At 64.2% G+C, this 14,969-nt stretch carries 13 protein-coding genes; 2 read left to right on the forward strand and 11 right to left on the reverse strand.

Annotated features, from left to right (window positions below):
• Positions 1–4 precede the first annotated feature (4 nt).
• From AB4Z38_RS05935 to AB4Z38_RS05970, 8 genes are all read right to left on the reverse strand, one after another.
• A complete protein-coding gene (locus AB4Z38_RS05935) occupies positions 5–1,093 on the reverse strand; it encodes a nucleoside hydrolase (RefSeq protein ID WP_441428855.1) in 1,089 nt (362 codons plus the stop codon).
• A 10-nt stretch (positions 1,094–1,103) separates the two neighbouring features.
• Positions 1,104–2,081 carry an aldo/keto reductase gene (locus AB4Z38_RS05940; protein ID WP_441428856.1) on the reverse strand — a complete coding sequence of 326 codons (978 nt, stop codon included), beginning with the start codon at positions 2,079–2,081 and terminating at the stop codon, positions 1,104–1,106.
• 40 nt (positions 2,082–2,121) lie between these two features.
• Positions 2,122–2,337 carry a hypothetical protein gene (locus tag AB4Z38_RS05945; protein ID WP_028266791.1) on the reverse strand — a complete coding sequence of 72 codons (216 nt, stop codon included), beginning with the start codon at positions 2,335–2,337 and terminating at the stop codon, positions 2,122–2,124.
• A 30-nt stretch (positions 2,338–2,367) separates the two neighbouring features.
• On the reverse strand, positions 2,368–2,928 hold the full coding sequence (locus tag AB4Z38_RS05950) for a hypothetical protein (RefSeq protein WP_441428857.1): 561 nt from the start codon (positions 2,926–2,928) through the stop codon (positions 2,368–2,370).
• Positions 2,929–3,022: 94 nt separating this feature from the next.
• On the reverse strand, positions 3,023–4,996 hold the full coding sequence (dxs, locus tag AB4Z38_RS05955) for a 1-deoxy-D-xylulose-5-phosphate synthase (RefSeq protein ID WP_441428858.1): 1,974 nt from the start codon (positions 4,994–4,996) through the stop codon (positions 3,023–3,025).
• 142 nt (positions 4,997–5,138) lie between these two features.
• On the reverse strand, positions 5,139–7,982 hold the full coding sequence (locus AB4Z38_RS05960) for an aconitate hydratase (protein ID WP_441428859.1): 2,844 nt from the start codon (positions 7,980–7,982) through the stop codon (positions 5,139–5,141).
• Between the two features lie 139 nt (positions 7,983–8,121).
• On the reverse strand, positions 8,122–9,519 hold the full coding sequence (locus AB4Z38_RS05965) for a class I SAM-dependent RNA methyltransferase (protein ID WP_441428860.1): 1,398 nt from the start codon (positions 9,517–9,519) through the stop codon (positions 8,122–8,124).
• Positions 9,519–11,492, reverse strand: coding sequence for an APC family permease (locus tag AB4Z38_RS05970; protein WP_441428861.1), 1,974 nt, complete (start codon positions 11,490–11,492; stop codon positions 9,519–9,521). Before AB4Z38_RS05970 ends, AB4Z38_RS05965 begins: the two co-directional genes overlap by 1 nt.
• 110 nt (positions 11,493–11,602) lie before the next feature.
• Between AB4Z38_RS05970 and AB4Z38_RS05975 the strand changes: the two genes are divergently transcribed.
• Together AB4Z38_RS05975 and AB4Z38_RS05980 are read left to right on the forward strand one after the other, a co-directional pair.
• Positions 11,603–12,277, forward strand: a complete 675-nt coding sequence (locus AB4Z38_RS05975) for a potassium channel family protein (RefSeq protein WP_284752024.1) — start codon at positions 11,603–11,605, stop codon at positions 12,275–12,277.
• Positions 12,274–13,005: a potassium channel family protein gene (locus AB4Z38_RS05980; RefSeq protein ID WP_284981467.1), complete on the forward strand. Its 732-nt coding sequence runs from the start codon at positions 12,274–12,276 to the stop codon at positions 13,003–13,005. Before AB4Z38_RS05975 ends, AB4Z38_RS05980 begins: the two co-directional genes overlap by 4 nt.
• On the opposite strand, the gene AB4Z38_RS05985 is transcribed toward AB4Z38_RS05980, so the two are convergent.
• From AB4Z38_RS05985 to AB4Z38_RS05995, 3 genes are read right to left on the reverse strand one after another with little or no spacing between them, the layout of a single operon-like run.
• Entirely contained in the window at positions 12,975–13,781 is an 807-nt protein-coding gene (locus AB4Z38_RS05985) for a DUF3159 domain-containing protein (RefSeq protein WP_441428862.1), read from the reverse strand. The genes AB4Z38_RS05980 and AB4Z38_RS05985 overlap by 31 nt on opposite strands.
• Positions 13,778–14,131 (reverse strand): hypothetical protein, encoded by a 354-nt coding sequence (locus tag AB4Z38_RS05990; protein WP_284981465.1) that lies wholly within the window; start codon positions 14,129–14,131, stop codon positions 13,778–13,780. Before AB4Z38_RS05990 ends, AB4Z38_RS05985 begins: the two co-directional genes overlap by 4 nt.
• Positions 14,124–14,873, reverse strand: a complete 750-nt coding sequence (locus AB4Z38_RS05995; protein ID WP_441428863.1) for a DUF3710 domain-containing protein — start codon at positions 14,871–14,873, stop codon at positions 14,124–14,126. The genes AB4Z38_RS05990 and AB4Z38_RS05995 overlap by 8 nt, the downstream gene beginning before the upstream one ends.
• Positions 14,874–14,969 lie beyond the last annotated feature (96 nt).

The raw sequence follows: 14,969 nt of genomic DNA on the forward strand, positions 1-14,969 counted from the left end.
CGTTTCAGGGACGCTCGCGCCCAGCAGTGTCCGACAGCCTCCGGGCAAGGCCTCCCAATGAGCCCGCCAATTCGGCAAAGGCCTCGCTTGGGTGGTTCTCCGAGACGATGCGCGCGTTGGGAGGCTCGCCCCACAGTCCGCGGAAGTCCGCCACAGTGGTTCCGATGAGCCTCGGGGCTGCCGTCTCGACGTGCACTGTCGCCGTGCGGGTCTTGTACCTGGCGGTTCCGGCGGCGACGGACGCTGCGAAGTAGTCGTGGATGTGCGCCACGTAGCCCTGGCCGTAGTGGCGATGGAACTCGAAATAGAAGCGAAGCATATCGCTGACGTGCCGCACGAGTTCGTTCGAGGCCGTGCTGCGCCGCCCTTCGGGCTGCTCCGGAAGGACAAGTTCCGGCTCCGTGCAACCCGCCTCGGAAGCCAGGGCGGCCACGTGTTCGGGTCTCAGTTCGATCCGTTCCGTGGTCTCCAGGGCGCACACGACGGGCAGGCGTTCCTCAGGAAGTCCGGAGAAGGCTGCAAACACCTCGGCCGCTGCGTGCGGATCAACGTGCGTGTTCCACTCGGCGGTGGGCGTCGTGTTGCCCTGGTAGTAGTAGCTGCCACCCATGATCACGACGCCGCGCAGCAGCTCCGGTAGCCGCGGCTCGGCCCGCAGGGCGAGGGCGAAGTTGGTGAGGGGCGCCGTCAGCAGGGCGGTCAGCGCCCCCGGCCGTGACCGGGCCGCTTCGACCCAGAGCTCGACGGCGTCGGCGTCGTGCACTTTTCCGTGCGGTTCCGGTAGCTCGGCGTAGCCGACGCCTTGGGGCCCGTGGGTTTCCGGCGTGGTGGTCAGCGGGATCCGCAGGGGCGCCCGCGCACCGATGGCCACGGGCACGTCGGGGCGGCCACACAACTCGAGCAGGGACAGGTTATTGCGTGCCACCTGCTCCGCCGCAACATTGCCCGGGGTGCTGCTCACGGCAACGAGCTCCACATGCGGCTGGCTGCACAAATAGGCCAAGGCGAGGGCGTCATCGATTCCCGTGTCGCAGTCCACGAGCAAACTCACGGACTCGCGCTGGCCTGCAGCCGCTGCCTGCTCCCCGCTCATGGAACGCTCCTCAGAAAAGGGCAACCTTGGGCATACGCGGGAAGATGCCATCCAGTTCGGCGCGTTCTTCTGCCGTGGGTACCCATCGCACGGCTTTCGCGTTTTCGGTGATTTGCGCCGGGCGGGTGGCACCCGCAATCACGCTGCTGACTGCGGGCTGGGCGGCCAGCCAGGAAAAGGCAAGCTGCAATTCGTTCAAGTCCCGCTCCTTGGCGAATTGGCTGAACCGGCCCAGCTGGACCCAGTCGGCGTCGTTGACCATGTTGGTCCGCGTGTGGCTGAGGCGCGATCCTTCCGGGGCGTTGCCAGGAGCATACTTGCCCGTCAGGAGGCCGTTCGCCAAGGGGAAATACGGCAGGACACCGAGCCCGAAGGCCTGGGCGGCCGGCAGCACTTCGAGCTCCGCGCGACGGTCCAGCAGGTTGTAGTGGTTCTGGGTCGAAATGAACCGCGCACCGCCCTGCATCCGGGCGACGTATTCGGCTTCGGCGATCTGCCAGCCTGCGCGGTTGGAATGGCCAAGGTAACGGACCTTGCCGCTTGTCACGAGGTCGTCGAGGGCGGCGAGGGTCTCGTCAACAGGGGTGAGAAGGTCCGGGGTGTGGTACTGGTACAGGTCAATCCAGTCCGTGCCGAGGCGGCGCAGCGATGCCTCGGCGGCCTGGATGATGTAGCGTCGCGATCCCCGGGCACCAAAATCGTTGCCGTTGGAGCCGTGCATGTCCATGCCGAATTTCGTGGCCACGATGGCGTCGTCCCTGCGGCCTTTCAGGGCGACGCCCAACATGGTCTCACTGAGGCCGGGTTCCCGGCCATAGACGTCTGCAACATCGAAAAGGGTCACGCCGGCATCCAAGGCGGCATGCACTACCGCGTTGGTACCCTCCTGCGATTCCGTGGCCGTATTGGCCCGGCCGAGGTTGTTGCACCCCAAACCGACTACTGAGACGGTCAATCCGGAATTTCCAAGACGGCGATATTCAGTCATGGTTTCACCCTACAACGCAAGCTGGGGCCGATCCGCCCGTTCAGGATCCGAAGGCGATTCCTGCCTCTTCCATCGCGTCGTGCAACTGGGCCATGACCTTGGGGCCCATGCCGTGCAGGGCCGCCACCCGCCCCTCACCGAATTCGGCAAGCTGTTCCAAGGTTTCCAGACCCTCGTGGGCGAGTGCCCTCCGTGCGGGAGCGGACAAGCCCTTGGGCAGCGGAGTGTGTCCGGGCCAGTTGCTCTTGGGCGCCATGTTTGTCCCTTCGAAGCGGAGATATGGTCCTTAGAGAGTAAAGCCCGCCCCGGTTTTCGGCGAGTGTTTCACTTTGAATGCGGAGGGTTCGGCATGGGGTGCGGCCGCGATGCTCAGCTTGGTGAAGTCCAGGTCTTCTCCCCGGATGCACACCTTGATGGCGTTGACGGCCTTGTTGACGTCCGGGCACAGGCAGAAAATGTTGAGCTTCGATTCGCCGATTTCGGATCGATCCACGGTACCGAGGCCCCGCCATGCCAGTTCGCTCGTCAGCGCGGCCTTGGCTTTGCGTTCAAGGTAGCGGTCGCGGTCGGTGCCGTCCTTCGTCTTCAATGCAATCTGCGCGACCACCCAGAACTGCTCTGCCTCGGGAATCTCCGCATAGCCGTCCTCTTCGCATTGCACGGCGAAGGCGGTCATGAGTCCTTCCACGGCGGATTCGTCCTCGACGTCGGTTTCGTCAGTACTGCTCTGGTGTCCTACGACCCCGTGGTTGATGACGAACTGCTTGAATTCGTCGTCATACCAAGCCTCCCGGAAATGCAGGACCGCTTCGTCGTCGCGCTTATACGTGCGGATGATACCGCTCATGCCAGTCCTTTTCTGAACCACTCCGCGCAGGTACTGTTTGGACCTGTGCCGTCGAAGGGTGCCTGTTTGTTTGATAGCGGCCGGAACAGGCCGTTCACAGCTTGGGGAGACTGCCTGTGCTGGGATGTTCCTGTCCTGGCAGTGGCCGCGCGAAAGGCACCTTTGTCCCCAGGACCTGCGCGACGACGTCGTGCGTTATCTGTTGGGCGGTAAGCCCCACCCGCTCGAGGACCTGGCTCCTGGTTCCATGCTCGAGGAATTCGACCGGAAGCCCCACCTCGTTGAGGGCCGTGTCCACGCCGGCCGCGCGCATCTCCTGGCGAATCCGGGAGCCGACGCCGCCCGCACGGACGCCGTCTTCGATGCAGATCACCAATCGGTGCCGGGCTGCGAGGGCAATGATGGATTTGCGTACAGGCAGGACCCACCGCGGATCCACCACTGTGGAACTGATGCCTTGGGATCCGAGCCGGGACGCGACGTCGAGGGCGAGTTCGGACATTGCGCCCACGCTGACAATCAGGACATCGTTCTCGGTGGAGCCTTCGGGGCGGCGCGCCAGCACGTCGACGCCGTCGGAAAGCCGTTCGATCGCTTCGATCTCACTTCCCACACTGCCTTTGGAGAAGCGCACCACGCTGGGGGCATCGGAGATGGCAACCGCCTCGCGGAGTTCTTCCCGCAGGCGGCTGGCATCGCGCGGAGCCGCAAGGTGCAGCCCCGGCACGATCTGGACCATCGCCATGTCCCACATGCCGTGGTGGCTGGCTCCGTCCGGACCTGTCACGCCGGCGCGGTCCAACACCACCGTCACTCCGGCTTTGTGCAGGGCAACGTCCATGAGGAGCTGGTCGAACGCACGGTTCAGGAACGTGGCGTAAACGGCGACGACCGGGTGCAGTCCACCGAAGGCCATGCCAGCGGCCGAGGTGAGGGCGTGCTGTTCGGCGATGCCGACGTCGATCACTCGTTCCGGGTGCCGTTCCGCGAACGTGTGCAATCCGACGGGGATCAGCATGGCCCCGGTGATGCCTACGATGTCTTCGCGTTCATCGGCAATGTCCGCGATTTCCTCGGCGAACACGGATGTCCACGATCGGGCTCCACCGGCTTCGGTGGGTTCGCCGGTTTCGGGATCGATGATCCCGACGGCGTGGAACTGGTCCGCCTCGTTGGCGAGGGCAGGTGCGTAACCGTGGCCCTTTTCGGTCATCGCGTGGACGATCACGGGGCCGCCGTAATTGCGGGCAGTAGTGAGCGCGTGCTCAAGGGCACGCATGTTGTGGCCGTCGACAGGGCCGATGTACTTCATGCCGAGGTCTTCGAACATGCCTTGCGGAGCCCACCAATCCTTGATGCCCTTCTTCATGGCATGCAGGCTCTTATAGGTGAACTGGCCGATCGGTCCGCCGCTCTGAAGTTTCTTCTTCCACCACTCCAGCACGACTTCATAGGTGGGCGCTGCCCGGAGGGAGTCGATCGTGGGGCGCAATGAAGCGAGGTAGTCTGCCACACCGCCGACGGTAGGGGCATAGGAGCGCCCGTTGTCATTGACGACGATCACCACGCGGCGCCGCTTGTCGGCGGCGATGTTGTTGATCGCCTCCCACGCCATGCCGCCCGTCAGGGCGCCGTCTCCGACGACGGCGACAACGCAGCGATCGCCCTCACCGGTCAACTGGCGGGCCCGGGAGATACCGTCGGCCCAGGACAAGGAAGAGGACGCGTGGGAACTCTCCACGATGTCGTGCTCGGACTCGGCCCGATCGGGGTAGCCGGACATTCCCCCTTGCTGCCGGAGGGTGCTGAAATCCTGCCTGCCGGTCAGCAATTTGTGGACGTAGGACTGATGGCCGGTGTCGAAAACGATGCTGTCGCGCGGCGAATCGAAGACTTTGTGGATGGCCATCGTGAGTTCCACCACGCCAAGGTTCGGTCCAAGGTGACCACCCGTTTGAGCGACGTTGGTGATGAGGAAAGTCCTGATCTCGCCTGCAAGCTGCTCCAACTGCTGGCTGGTGAGCTTGCTCAGGTCCTGCGGGTTCCGGATTGTCTCCAAAAGTCCCAACGGCCCCTCCTTAGGGTGATTGACGTGCTATACAACTCTAACGCCTTGGCCGGCACCAAGCCGCAGGAAAGGCTACAGCCCCGGCCGGTCGATGACCAGCCGGGGCTGTAGCTGTTGCCTTTCGGCTCAGGCGGAGTTCGCGCTAGTGTGCCGAGATTTGCCGAAGCACGTACTGCAGGATGCCGCCGTTGCGGTAGTAGTCCGCTTCGCCCGGCGTATCGATGCGCAACACGGCATCGAAGGACTTGGTGCTGCCGTCCTCGGCCGTTGCCGTGACCTTGAGCGTCCTCGGCGTCGTGCCGTTGTTCAGCTCGGTGACGCCCTCGACGGAGAACGTTTCCGTGCCGACCAGGCCCAGCGATGCAGCGGATTGGCCGGCCGGGTACTGCAGCGGGAGGACGCCCATGCCGATGAGGTTGGAGCGGTGGATCCGCTCGTAGCTTTCGGCGATGACAGCCTTCACACCCAGCAATGCGGTTCCCTTGGCAGCCCAGTCACGGGAAGAGCCGGAGCCGTACTCCTTACCGGCCAGGACCACGAGCGGGGTGCCGGCTGCCTGGTAGTTCTGGGCAGCGTCGTAGACGTAGGCCTGGGGGCCGTCCGCCTGGGTGAAGTCGCGGGTGAAGCCACCCTCGACGCCCACACCGTCGTTGAAGTCCGCGAGCAACTGGTTCTTGATGCGGATGTTCGCGAACGTTCCGCGGATCATGACCTCGTGGTTGCCACGGCGTGAACCGTAAGAGTTGAAGTCCTTGCGCTCCACACCGTTGGCCAGAAGGTACTGACCTGCCGGGGTGTCCGACTTGAAGGAGCCGGCCGGGGAGATGTGGTCGGTGGTGACCGAATCGCCCAGCTTCAGCAGCACGCGGGCGCCGGCGATGTCCGTTACCGGTTCCGGCTGCGCTTTCATGCCTTCGAAGTACGGGGGCTTCCGCACGTACGTGGACTTCGCGTCCCAGGCGAAGGTGTCGCCTGCCGGGGTCTCGAGTGCCTTCCAGCGGTCGTCGCCGTCGAAGACGCCTTCGTAGCCGCGGGCGAACATTTCCTTGTCGATCGAGGAATCGATGACCTTCTGGACCTCGACGGGGTTCGGCCAAATGTCCTTCAAGAAGACATCGTTGCCGTCCTGGTCCTGGCCCAGCGGATCGGCGTCGAAGTCGAAGTCCATGGTTCCGGCCAGGGCGTAGGCGATGACCAGCGGCGGGGAGGCCAGGTAGTTCATCTTGACGTCCGGGTTGATGCGGCCTTCGAAGTTGCGGTTACCGGAGAGGACAGCCGTGACGGAAAGGTCGTTGGCCTGGATGGCCTCCGAGATTTCGGCGTCGAGCGGTCCGGAGTTGCCGATGCAGGTTGCGCAGCCGTAGCCCACGATGTAGAAGCCGAGCTTCTCCAGGTAGGGAGTCAGGCCGGACTTCTCGTAGTAGTCGGTGACAACCTTGGAGCCGGGAGCGACAGAAGTCTTGACCCACGGCTTGGAGGCGAGGCCCTTGTCCACGGCGTTGCGGGCGAGCAGCGCGGCAGCAAGCATCACGGATGGGTTGGACGTGTTGGTGCAGGACGTGATCGAAGCGATCGAAACGGCACCGTGGTCCAGTTCGAATTCGCGGCCGTCAGCTGTTGTGACGCTCACTTTGTTCGACGGGCGACCGTTCGACTTCGGGCCGTGTGCGTGCGGCGCTACTTCGGCCAGGTGCGTCGTGGAGGCGGTGAACGACGGCGAGTCGGAGGCCGGGAAGCTCTCGTCAATCGCTTCGTCCAGGCTTCCGTCTGCAAGGTCTTCCTTCACGTAGTTGCGCAGGTCCTCGCGGAACTGGGCCTTGGACTCCGTGAGGATGATGCGGTCCTGGGGACGCTTCGGGCCCGAGATGGAGGGAACAACCGTGGACAGGTCCAGCTCGAGGTACTCGGAGAACTTGATCTCGTGCGAGGGATCGTGCCAGAGGCCCTGTTCCTTCGCGTACGCCTCGACCAGGGCGACGTTCTGATCGGAGCGGCCGGTGAGGCGCAAGTACTCGAGTGTGACGTCGTCGATCGGGAACATCGCTGCCGTGGAACCGAACTCCGGGCTCATGTTGCCGATGGTGGCGCGGTTGGCCAGCGGCACAGCCGCAACGCCTTCGCCGTAGAACTCCACGAACTTGCCGACCACACCGTGGTTGCGCAGCTGCTCAGTGATGGTCAGGACGACGTCCGTGGCGGTAGCGCCAGCGGGAATGGAGCCCGTGAGCTTGAAGCCGACAACGCGCGGGATCAGCATGGAGACGGGCTGGCCCAGCATGGCAGCCTCGGCTTCGATGCCGCCCACGCCCCAGCCCAGCACGCCGAGGCCGTTGACCATGGTGGTGTGCGAGTCCGTGCCGACGCAGGTGTCGGGGTAGGCGCGGAGGACTGTGCCTGTCTCGGTGTCCACCGAGCGGGTCATGACGGTGCGTGCCAGGTATTCGATGTTGACCTGGTGGACGATGCCGGTTCCCGGGGGAACAACCTTGAAGTCGTCAAAAGCAGTCTGGCCCCAGCGCAGGAACTGGTAACGCTCGCCGTTGCGCTGGTATTCGATCTCCATGTTGCGCTCAAGGGCGCCGGAGTTGCCGAAGGCGTCGATCTGCACGGAGTGATCGATGACCATCTCAGCCGGAGCCAGCGGGTTGACGCGCTTGGGGTCGCCGCCGAGGTCCTTGATGGCTTCACGCATGGTGGCAAGGTCAACCACACAGGGAACCCCGGTGAAGTCCTGCATGATGACCCGGGCGGGGGTGAACTGGATCTCGGTGTCCGGCTGGGCATCCGGGTCCCAGCCGGCCAGGGCGCGGACGTGGTCGGCCGTTATATTGGCGCCATCTTCCGTCCGCAGGAGGTTTTCAAGCAATACCTTAAGGCTGAACGGAAGGCGGTCTGCGCCCTCAACGGAGTTCAACCGGAAAATTTCATAATCGGTGCCGGCTACATTCAGTACGCCTTTGGAACCGAAGCTGTCCACAGTGCTCATGGCAGGACTCCTCTCGCAACAGCTTTCATCTTTGTCGCGTGGTTGACCGCTAGCTAGTTAGGCAAACCTAATCTGGGCATCGTGCGGCCGGTGGAGAAGTGAAGCGCGACGTAGGACTTCTCCCCCATCGTAGTGGCGGCTATGCCGCGGGCACCAGCAACGCAACGGTCTCGAGGTGATGTGTGTGCGGATACAAGTCGAAGGCCCGGAGGGATTCAAGCTGCCATCCGCCGTTCCGGAAGTACCCCAGATCACGCGCGAAGGAGGCCGGATCACACGACACATAAGCGATTGCCCGCGGCCCGGACTCGATGAGCTGGCTGACCACGGCTTTGCCCGCGCCGGCCCGCGGCGGGTCGATCACCAAGGCATCGAAGCTCCGGGGGCGCTGCCGAAGGACCCGTTCCACCCTGCCCTGCACAATTTCCACTTGGGTCTCTCCATGCAGATTCTTGCGGGCATCCCGGCTGGTCCCGGGCGATCCTTCGACTGACAGCACCGAACCGGTGATCCCCACAGCATCCGCCAAGGGCGCCGTAAACAATCCGGCTCCCGCGTAAAGATCGGCGACGGCCGATCCCGCAAGGAGGTAGCCGCCGTCGTGCAGGAAGCCCGTCACCGCCCCCACCAGGATCCCGGGCGCATCCTTGTGGATCTGCCAGAACCCTTCTCCCGTCACACGGTACTCGTGACCGGCAGCCGATTCCTGGACCCACGTCCTGCCGCGCAGCTGCAGGACTTCGCCGCCGACGGGGTCGAAGCTTGCCACTGAGACTTCATGCGGGAGCTGGCCCAGGATCCGGTTGAGGCGCCGGGCATCGGTACCTTCTTCCGGGGCTAGAAGGACGAGCGGACGCGATCCGTTGGCAGGCGCGGCCACTTCCACCCGTGAGATCCCCCGCAGATCGATGTCCCAGAGCCGCAACTCGTTGATGCCCGGCAGTGCCAAGGGCATTTCGTGGACCGGAATCACGACGTCGGAGCGGTGGGCATGCATCCCCAGGCGCCCACCGGGTGTGACGGCAAAGCTGGCGCGGGTCCGCCAGCCGAGCCCTGTATCGCCGTCGGACCCCGTATCGCCGTCGGAGCCCGCGTCACCGGCGGCCGCCGGCTCCACTTCGACATTGAGTTCGACGCCGGCGAGCCGCTTCAGCTGCTCGGCGAGGACTTCGGATTTGAGCAGGCGCTGCCGTTCCAGTGTTACGTGCCCGAGTTCGGCCCCGCCCACGGGCGGACCGCCCTTGCGCCAGGCGGCAAGCGAGTCGGCGAGGGGCCAGAAATGGCGTGTCCGGTCGTCTGATGCCTCCAGGACGTCGACGACGTCGGCACGCCAGAAACGGGAAGACTCACCGGCGTCGGTCAGCCGGACCCGGACCTTCTCCCCCGGGATGCCGTGGCGGACAAAAATGACCCGGCCTTCGTGCCGTGCGACAAAGTGGCCGCCATGGGCGATGGGGCCGACGTCCACCACCAGCTCCGTGGCAGCTCCGTCCTGGGCCGTGGGCGAGCTGGATTCGGTGTTGCTGGGGTGGGTCATCAGGTATCCTGCAATGCCTTTGCTTCTTCGGAGGACTTCAATTGCCATGGAACGCTCGCCACCATGACGCCGGGTTCAAAGTGGAGCCGGGCCTTGATGCGCAGGGCGGTCTGGTTGTGCACGAGCTGTTCCCACCACTTGCCGACGACGTACTCCGGGATGTAGACGACGATCAGGTCGCGCGGGGAATCGCGGCGCATGTTCTTGACGTAGTCCAGGATGGGCGTGACGGTTTCCCGGTACGGGCTCGCCAACACGGTCAACGGGACAGGGATGTCCAGCTTGTCCCAGGCCTCCACGGTGTGCGCCGTTTCCTCGTGGTCGATGTCCACGATGATGGCGTCCAGCCGGGACGGCCTCGACGCCCGCGCGTAGGCCAGGGCGCGCAGCACCGGTTTGCGGACATGGGAAACCAGCAGCACTGCATGGACCCGGGTGGGCAATGCACGCGGGGAAGAATCCTCGTCAACGGCCAGTTCCTTGGCCACGTTGTCGTAGTGGGCGCGGATGCTCCACATGATGAGGAACAGCACGAACATCGCCAGAAGGGCGATCCAGGCGCCCTGCTCGAACTTGGTGATCAGCACGATGGTCAGCACCAGCGCCGTCATTGCGAAGCCGACCATGTTGATGGTGCGGGACTTCACGATCCTGCGGCGGACGGCTTTGTCCTGCGCAAGTTTGAGTTCCCTGCCCCAGTGACGCACCATGCCCAGCTGGCTCATCGTGAAGGAAATGAAGACGCCGACGATGTACAGCTGGATGAGCTTGGTGACATCGGCGTTGAAGGAAATGATGAGGACCAAAGCCCCGGCCGCAAGGGCCAGGACGCCGTTGCTGAAGGCCAGGCGGTCTCCGCGGGTCCGAAGCTGGCGGGGAAGGTAGCCGTCCTGGGCGAGGATGGACCCCAGGACCGGGAATCCGTTGAATGCCGTGTTGGATGCGAAGACGAGGATGACGCCCGTGGCGGCGACAACAACGTAGAACGGGATGGACCCGGCGCCGAAGATCGTCTGTGCAATCTGGCTGATGGCAGGGTTCTGGATGTAGTCGTCCGGGAGCGGTTGGCCATGCAGGAGGAATTCCTTGGCCGGATCCAGCACGATGTGGACCTTGGTGGCGTTGGCAAGGTAGATGATACCCGCAAGCATGGCCGAAGCGATGACTCCGAGCAGCAAGAGCGTGGTGGCCGCATTCTTGCTCTTGGGCTTCTTGAAGTTAGGCACGCCGTTGCTAATGGCCTCCACACCGGTCAGGGCGGCCGCGCCGGAGGAGAAGGCCCGCAGGAGCAGGAACGCGCCTGCCAGGCCCACGAGTCCCTGGTCGAATCCCTCTTGCGGGACGATGGTGAAGGCCGCCGAGGGAGCCTGGCCGAGTTGGCCTGTGGCCGCCTGGAAGATACCGACGGCCGTCATGCCCAGGATGGAGAACATGAAGATGTAGGTGGGAACCGCGAAGACACTGCCGGCTTCCTTGATTCCGCGCAGGTTCACCAATGCCAGGACAACGACGCCGACGGTGGCGATGAGCGCCTGCTGCCCATGCAGCGAGGGGATCGCCGTGGTGAGGTACGCCGCCGCGGAGGACATCGACACGGCGACGGTGAGGACGTAGTCCACCAACAAAGCGGCGGCGACCGTCAGGCCTGCGAACTTCCCCAGGTTGACGTTGGCGATTTCGTAGTCGCCGCCACCTGAAGGGTAGGCGTGGACGTTCTGCCGGTACGAGGCGACAACCGTGAGCAAGACCACCATGACTGCGAGGCCTACCAGCGGCGAAATGGCCACGGCACTCACGCCCGCGAGGGCCAGGGTCAGCAGGATTTCGTCAGGGGCATACGCCACGGAGGACAGGGCGTCCGAAGCGAAAATCGGCAGCGCAATGCGCTTGGGAAGCAGGGTGTGGGCCAGGCGGTCGTTCCGGAACGGCCGCCCCACCAACACCCGCTTCGCGGCGTTGAGAATTGTCAGCACTCCGCAAAGCTACTCTGAATCGAACGCGATGTCATGACGGCGGACTGGCTTCCGCGACTTGCCCCGGTAGAGTCTTACCGAGCGGCATGCATAAGAGTGAAGGAGAAACCGTGGCTCACTTTGTGATCATGGGTTGCGGACGAGTTGGCGCAACGTTGGCGCACACCTTGGAAGACGCCGGCCATTCGGTGGCAATCATCGACCAGGACGACCGTGCCTTCCGCCGCCTGCGCAGCGGATTCACAGGTAGGAAAGTCACGGGCGTCGGATTCGACCGGGACACCCTCAAGCAGGCAGGTTGCGAGGAGGCGTACGCCTTCGCCGCCGTCTCAAGCGGTGACAATTCCAATATCCTCGCCACCCGTGTAGCGCGTGAAACTTTCCATGTTTCGCATGTTGTTGCCCGAATCTACGATCCCGGCCGCGCCGAAATCTACCAGCGCCTGGGCATCCCCACGGTAGCCGCCGTCCGTTGGAGCGCGGACCAGGTCCTTCGCCGGATCCTGCCCGAGCAGCACTTGGCAGGGGATTACCGCGAACCCTCGGGCCGGCTGGTCTTGTCCGAAGTCGACCTTGACCAAGGCTGGATCGGGCACCCGTTGACTGCCATCGAAGCAGCATCCGGCATCCGCATCGCTTTCCTTACCCGCTTTGGCGAAGGCGTCCTGCCCCAGGCCGGAACGGCGTACCAGGAGGGCGACACCGTGCACGCCATGTTGAATCTGGACCGCAGCGCCGAGGTGGCGCGCATCCTTTCCAGCGCACCCGCCAAGGAGTCTGAGTGAAAGTCGTTATTGTCGGCGCAGGCAGCGTCGGTTCATCGATCGCGCGGGAATTGCTTGCCCACAAACACGAGATCATGCTGATCGACCTCAAACCAGAAGTCATCGGGCGCAGCGGGCTCCGCGGGGCCCGCTGGCTGGTGGGCGATGCATGCGAATTGAGCACCCTGCAGGAAGCGAAATTGGAAGGGGCCGACGTCGTCGTATCCGCGACCGGCGACGACAAAGTCAACCTGGTGGTGTCCTTGCTGGCCAAGACCGAATTCGGTGTGGGCCGCACGGTTGGCCGGGTCAACAATCCCAAGAACGACTGGATGTTCAACGATTCCTGGGGCGTCGACGTCGCAGTCAACACCCCGCAGCTCATGACGGCGCTCGTGGAAGAAGCCGTGGAAATCGGTGACCTCGTCCGCTTGCTGACCTTGCAGACGGGTGTGTCCTCGCTCGTCGAATTCACGGTTCCCCACGACTCGCACATCATCGGGAGCACCGTGGGCGGTATCGAATGGCCCGACGACGCGACCCTGGTGGCGATCCTCCGCGACCACGCGCCGATCACACCAAGCCGCGACGACGTGATCGACGGCGGCGACGAACTGTTCTTCGTCACGACCATTGAGGCCGAAGACGGCCTCAGGGCCCTGCTCTCCCCGTCCGCCGCGGACCACGGTTCAGTTGACGTCGAGGAAGAGTTTTCGGATCAGTCCGACGACGACGGTTTCGACGGCTGAGGCTCACGGTTCGGCTTCTGGCCCGGCGCAGGCCGGGTCAGGAGCCAGGCAACCCAGAGACCCAGGATGTACAGCGGAGCGCCCATGATCAGCCTCATGGTGGCGAGCGCAGCCAGGCCGGGTTCGCCCAGGAAATACAGGGGCACCTGGACCACAAGCCGTAGTGCCAGCACGGCAATGACCACCCACGTGCCGATGGCATATGCCCGCAAGCGCTCCGGGTTCTTCCGCCATTCGAAGCCCTCGTTGCGGACGAAGCCGAACAGCAGGCCGGCGATCGGCCACTTGAGCAGGATCGACAGCACCATTCCCACGATGTAGCCGATATTCGTGTAGAAACCCAGGACGTAGAAATCCTCGGCTTTGCCGGTGGTGTTCGCGAGCCAAGCGGAGATGGCGACGCCGGCGATCCCGGCAAGCGCCTGGGTCAACGGGCGCCGTTGGACCAGCCGGACCACGGTGAAGACGGCTGCCGCCGCGAGGGAGGCAATCAGGGACGCCGGAAGGTCGCGGGTGACCATGAAGGCGATCAGGAATACGAGGCCGGGCACGATGCTCTCCGCTATCCCCTGAACACCTCCGGCCGATTTGAGGATGTCCACATGCCCGTGGCTGTTGCGTTGGAGACCGGCCTTTTCGGCGTAGCCAGCGGCGATGTCCGCAATGCTCGGCCCCTGGGAGCCCTGCCGGGACTCCTCCTCCGGGCCGGGCTTTTCCGGGCCAGGCTTTTCCTGGGCTGGCTTTTCGTGGGGGCCGGATCCGTTGGCGACGGTCATTGGTGCTCCTGCCGGGAGAGGATTTCATAGCGCGGATTGAACATGGTGGGCATCCCGTCCCGCTGCGTGACCATGCCTTCGAGCCGCAGGACAGTCCCGGGTTCGATTCCGGGCACTTTGCGTCGCCCGAGCCAGATGACGCGCAGTCGGGTCAACGGACCCGTGTCGCCCCTGTGCGCAATCCGGTCAACGACGATTGCAGAGAAATGTGCTTGCTCGTTGGCGGGCTGGTAGGTCACCGACTCTATGAAACCCGTGCAGTCGACGCGGCCCCGGACGGGGAGCTCAGTGAGGGGCAGGGACGCCGGGCTGCCTTGGGCGGCAGCGGCACGCGCCGCTTTGTCAGCCAATCTGGGTGATCTCCGGGCCGCGTTCGGGCCGCTGAAGCTCCGGCGTTTCATGGGGAGCACCGTGCTGCCCGGGGGCTACAGCGTCCTTGGGCAGCTTCAGCTGAAGCAGCTCACGGGGCGGCATGGGGTTGTCTCCGCGAATGACCACAACCTTGCGGAAGAGGTTCTCCAGTCCTTCAGCCGCTTTCCTGTCCAAAGCCGCGTTGCCGCCGATGACTCCGCGAAGGAACCAGCGGGGCCCATCGACGCCCATGAACCGGGCAGCCCGGAAGCCACGTCCGCCGTCTGCGGATTCCGTAGGAAGTTTGGCGATGAGCTCCGTGCCGAAGGTGCCGATGATCTCCTCGACTTCGCCTCCTTGGCTGGACACGGATTGGCCGATTTGTTCGCGGATCTCGTCCCACAGCCCTTCGGAACGTGGAGCGGCAAACGCCTGGAGTTGGAGGCTCGAGCCATCGAGGTCCATGGTGACCGCCACTACCCGCTGGGTTGCCTCTTCTACTTCGAGGCGCAATTGAAGGCCTTCGGAAGGTTCGATCAGCAGGGCGCCAAGATCCACGTAGCCATCCTGGCTATCAATTTCGCTGGCATCCAATGGCCCCTTGGACAGGCGGAAGTCGCCCTTGGCGGCTCCACCGGCTACCGGGCCGGCGTCCTGCCGCGTCGTCGCGGCATTGGCCTGCTCAGTACCGTTGTCTTTCGGCTGCTCAGCCTTGGACTTCTTTCCGCGCCCAAAAAGCATCGGGTTGTCTCCTTAGTAGTGGTCTATCCCCCAGTAAACCGCAGACTGCCCGTCAACTCGCGGGCAGCATGGCAATCAGCTCGGTGCAACGCCGAT

Origin of the sequence: Arthrobacter sp. 2RAF6, from assembly GCF_052115205.1 — a bacterium.
In the GTDB taxonomy this organism is placed as follows: Bacteria; Actinomycetota; Actinomycetes; order Actinomycetales; family Micrococcaceae; genus Arthrobacter.

Excerpts from the sequence above, each read along its gene's own strand:
- AB4Z38_RS05935 (WP_441428855.1), bottom strand. The coding sequence starts at position 1,093 with ATGAGCGGGGAGCAGGCAGCGGCTGCAGGCCAGCGCGAGTCCGTGAGT.
- AB4Z38_RS05940 (WP_441428856.1), bottom strand. The coding sequence starts at position 2,081 with ATGACTGAATATCGCCGTCTTGGAAATTCCGGATTGACCGTCTCAGTA.
- AB4Z38_RS05945 (WP_028266791.1), bottom strand. The coding sequence starts at position 2,337 with ATGGCGCCCAAGAGCAACTGGCCCGGACACACTCCGCTGCCCAAGGGC.
- AB4Z38_RS05950 (WP_441428857.1), bottom strand. The coding sequence starts at position 2,928 with ATGAGCGGTATCATCCGCACGTATAAGCGCGACGACGAAGCGGTCCTG.
- AB4Z38_RS05960 (WP_441428859.1), bottom strand. The coding sequence starts at position 7,982 with ATGAGCACTGTGGACAGCTTCGGTTCCAAAGGCGTACTGAATGTAGCC.
- AB4Z38_RS05965 (WP_441428860.1), bottom strand. The coding sequence starts at position 9,519 with ATGACCCACCCCAGCAACACCGAATCCAGCTCGCCCACGGCCCAGGAC.
- AB4Z38_RS05985 (WP_441428862.1), bottom strand. The coding sequence starts at position 13,781 with ATGACCGTCGCCAACGGATCCGGCCCCCACGAAAAGCCAGCCCAGGAA.
- AB4Z38_RS05995 (WP_441428863.1), bottom strand. The coding sequence starts at position 14,873 with ATGCTTTTTGGGCGCGGAAAGAAGTCCAAGGCTGAGCAGCCGAAAGAC.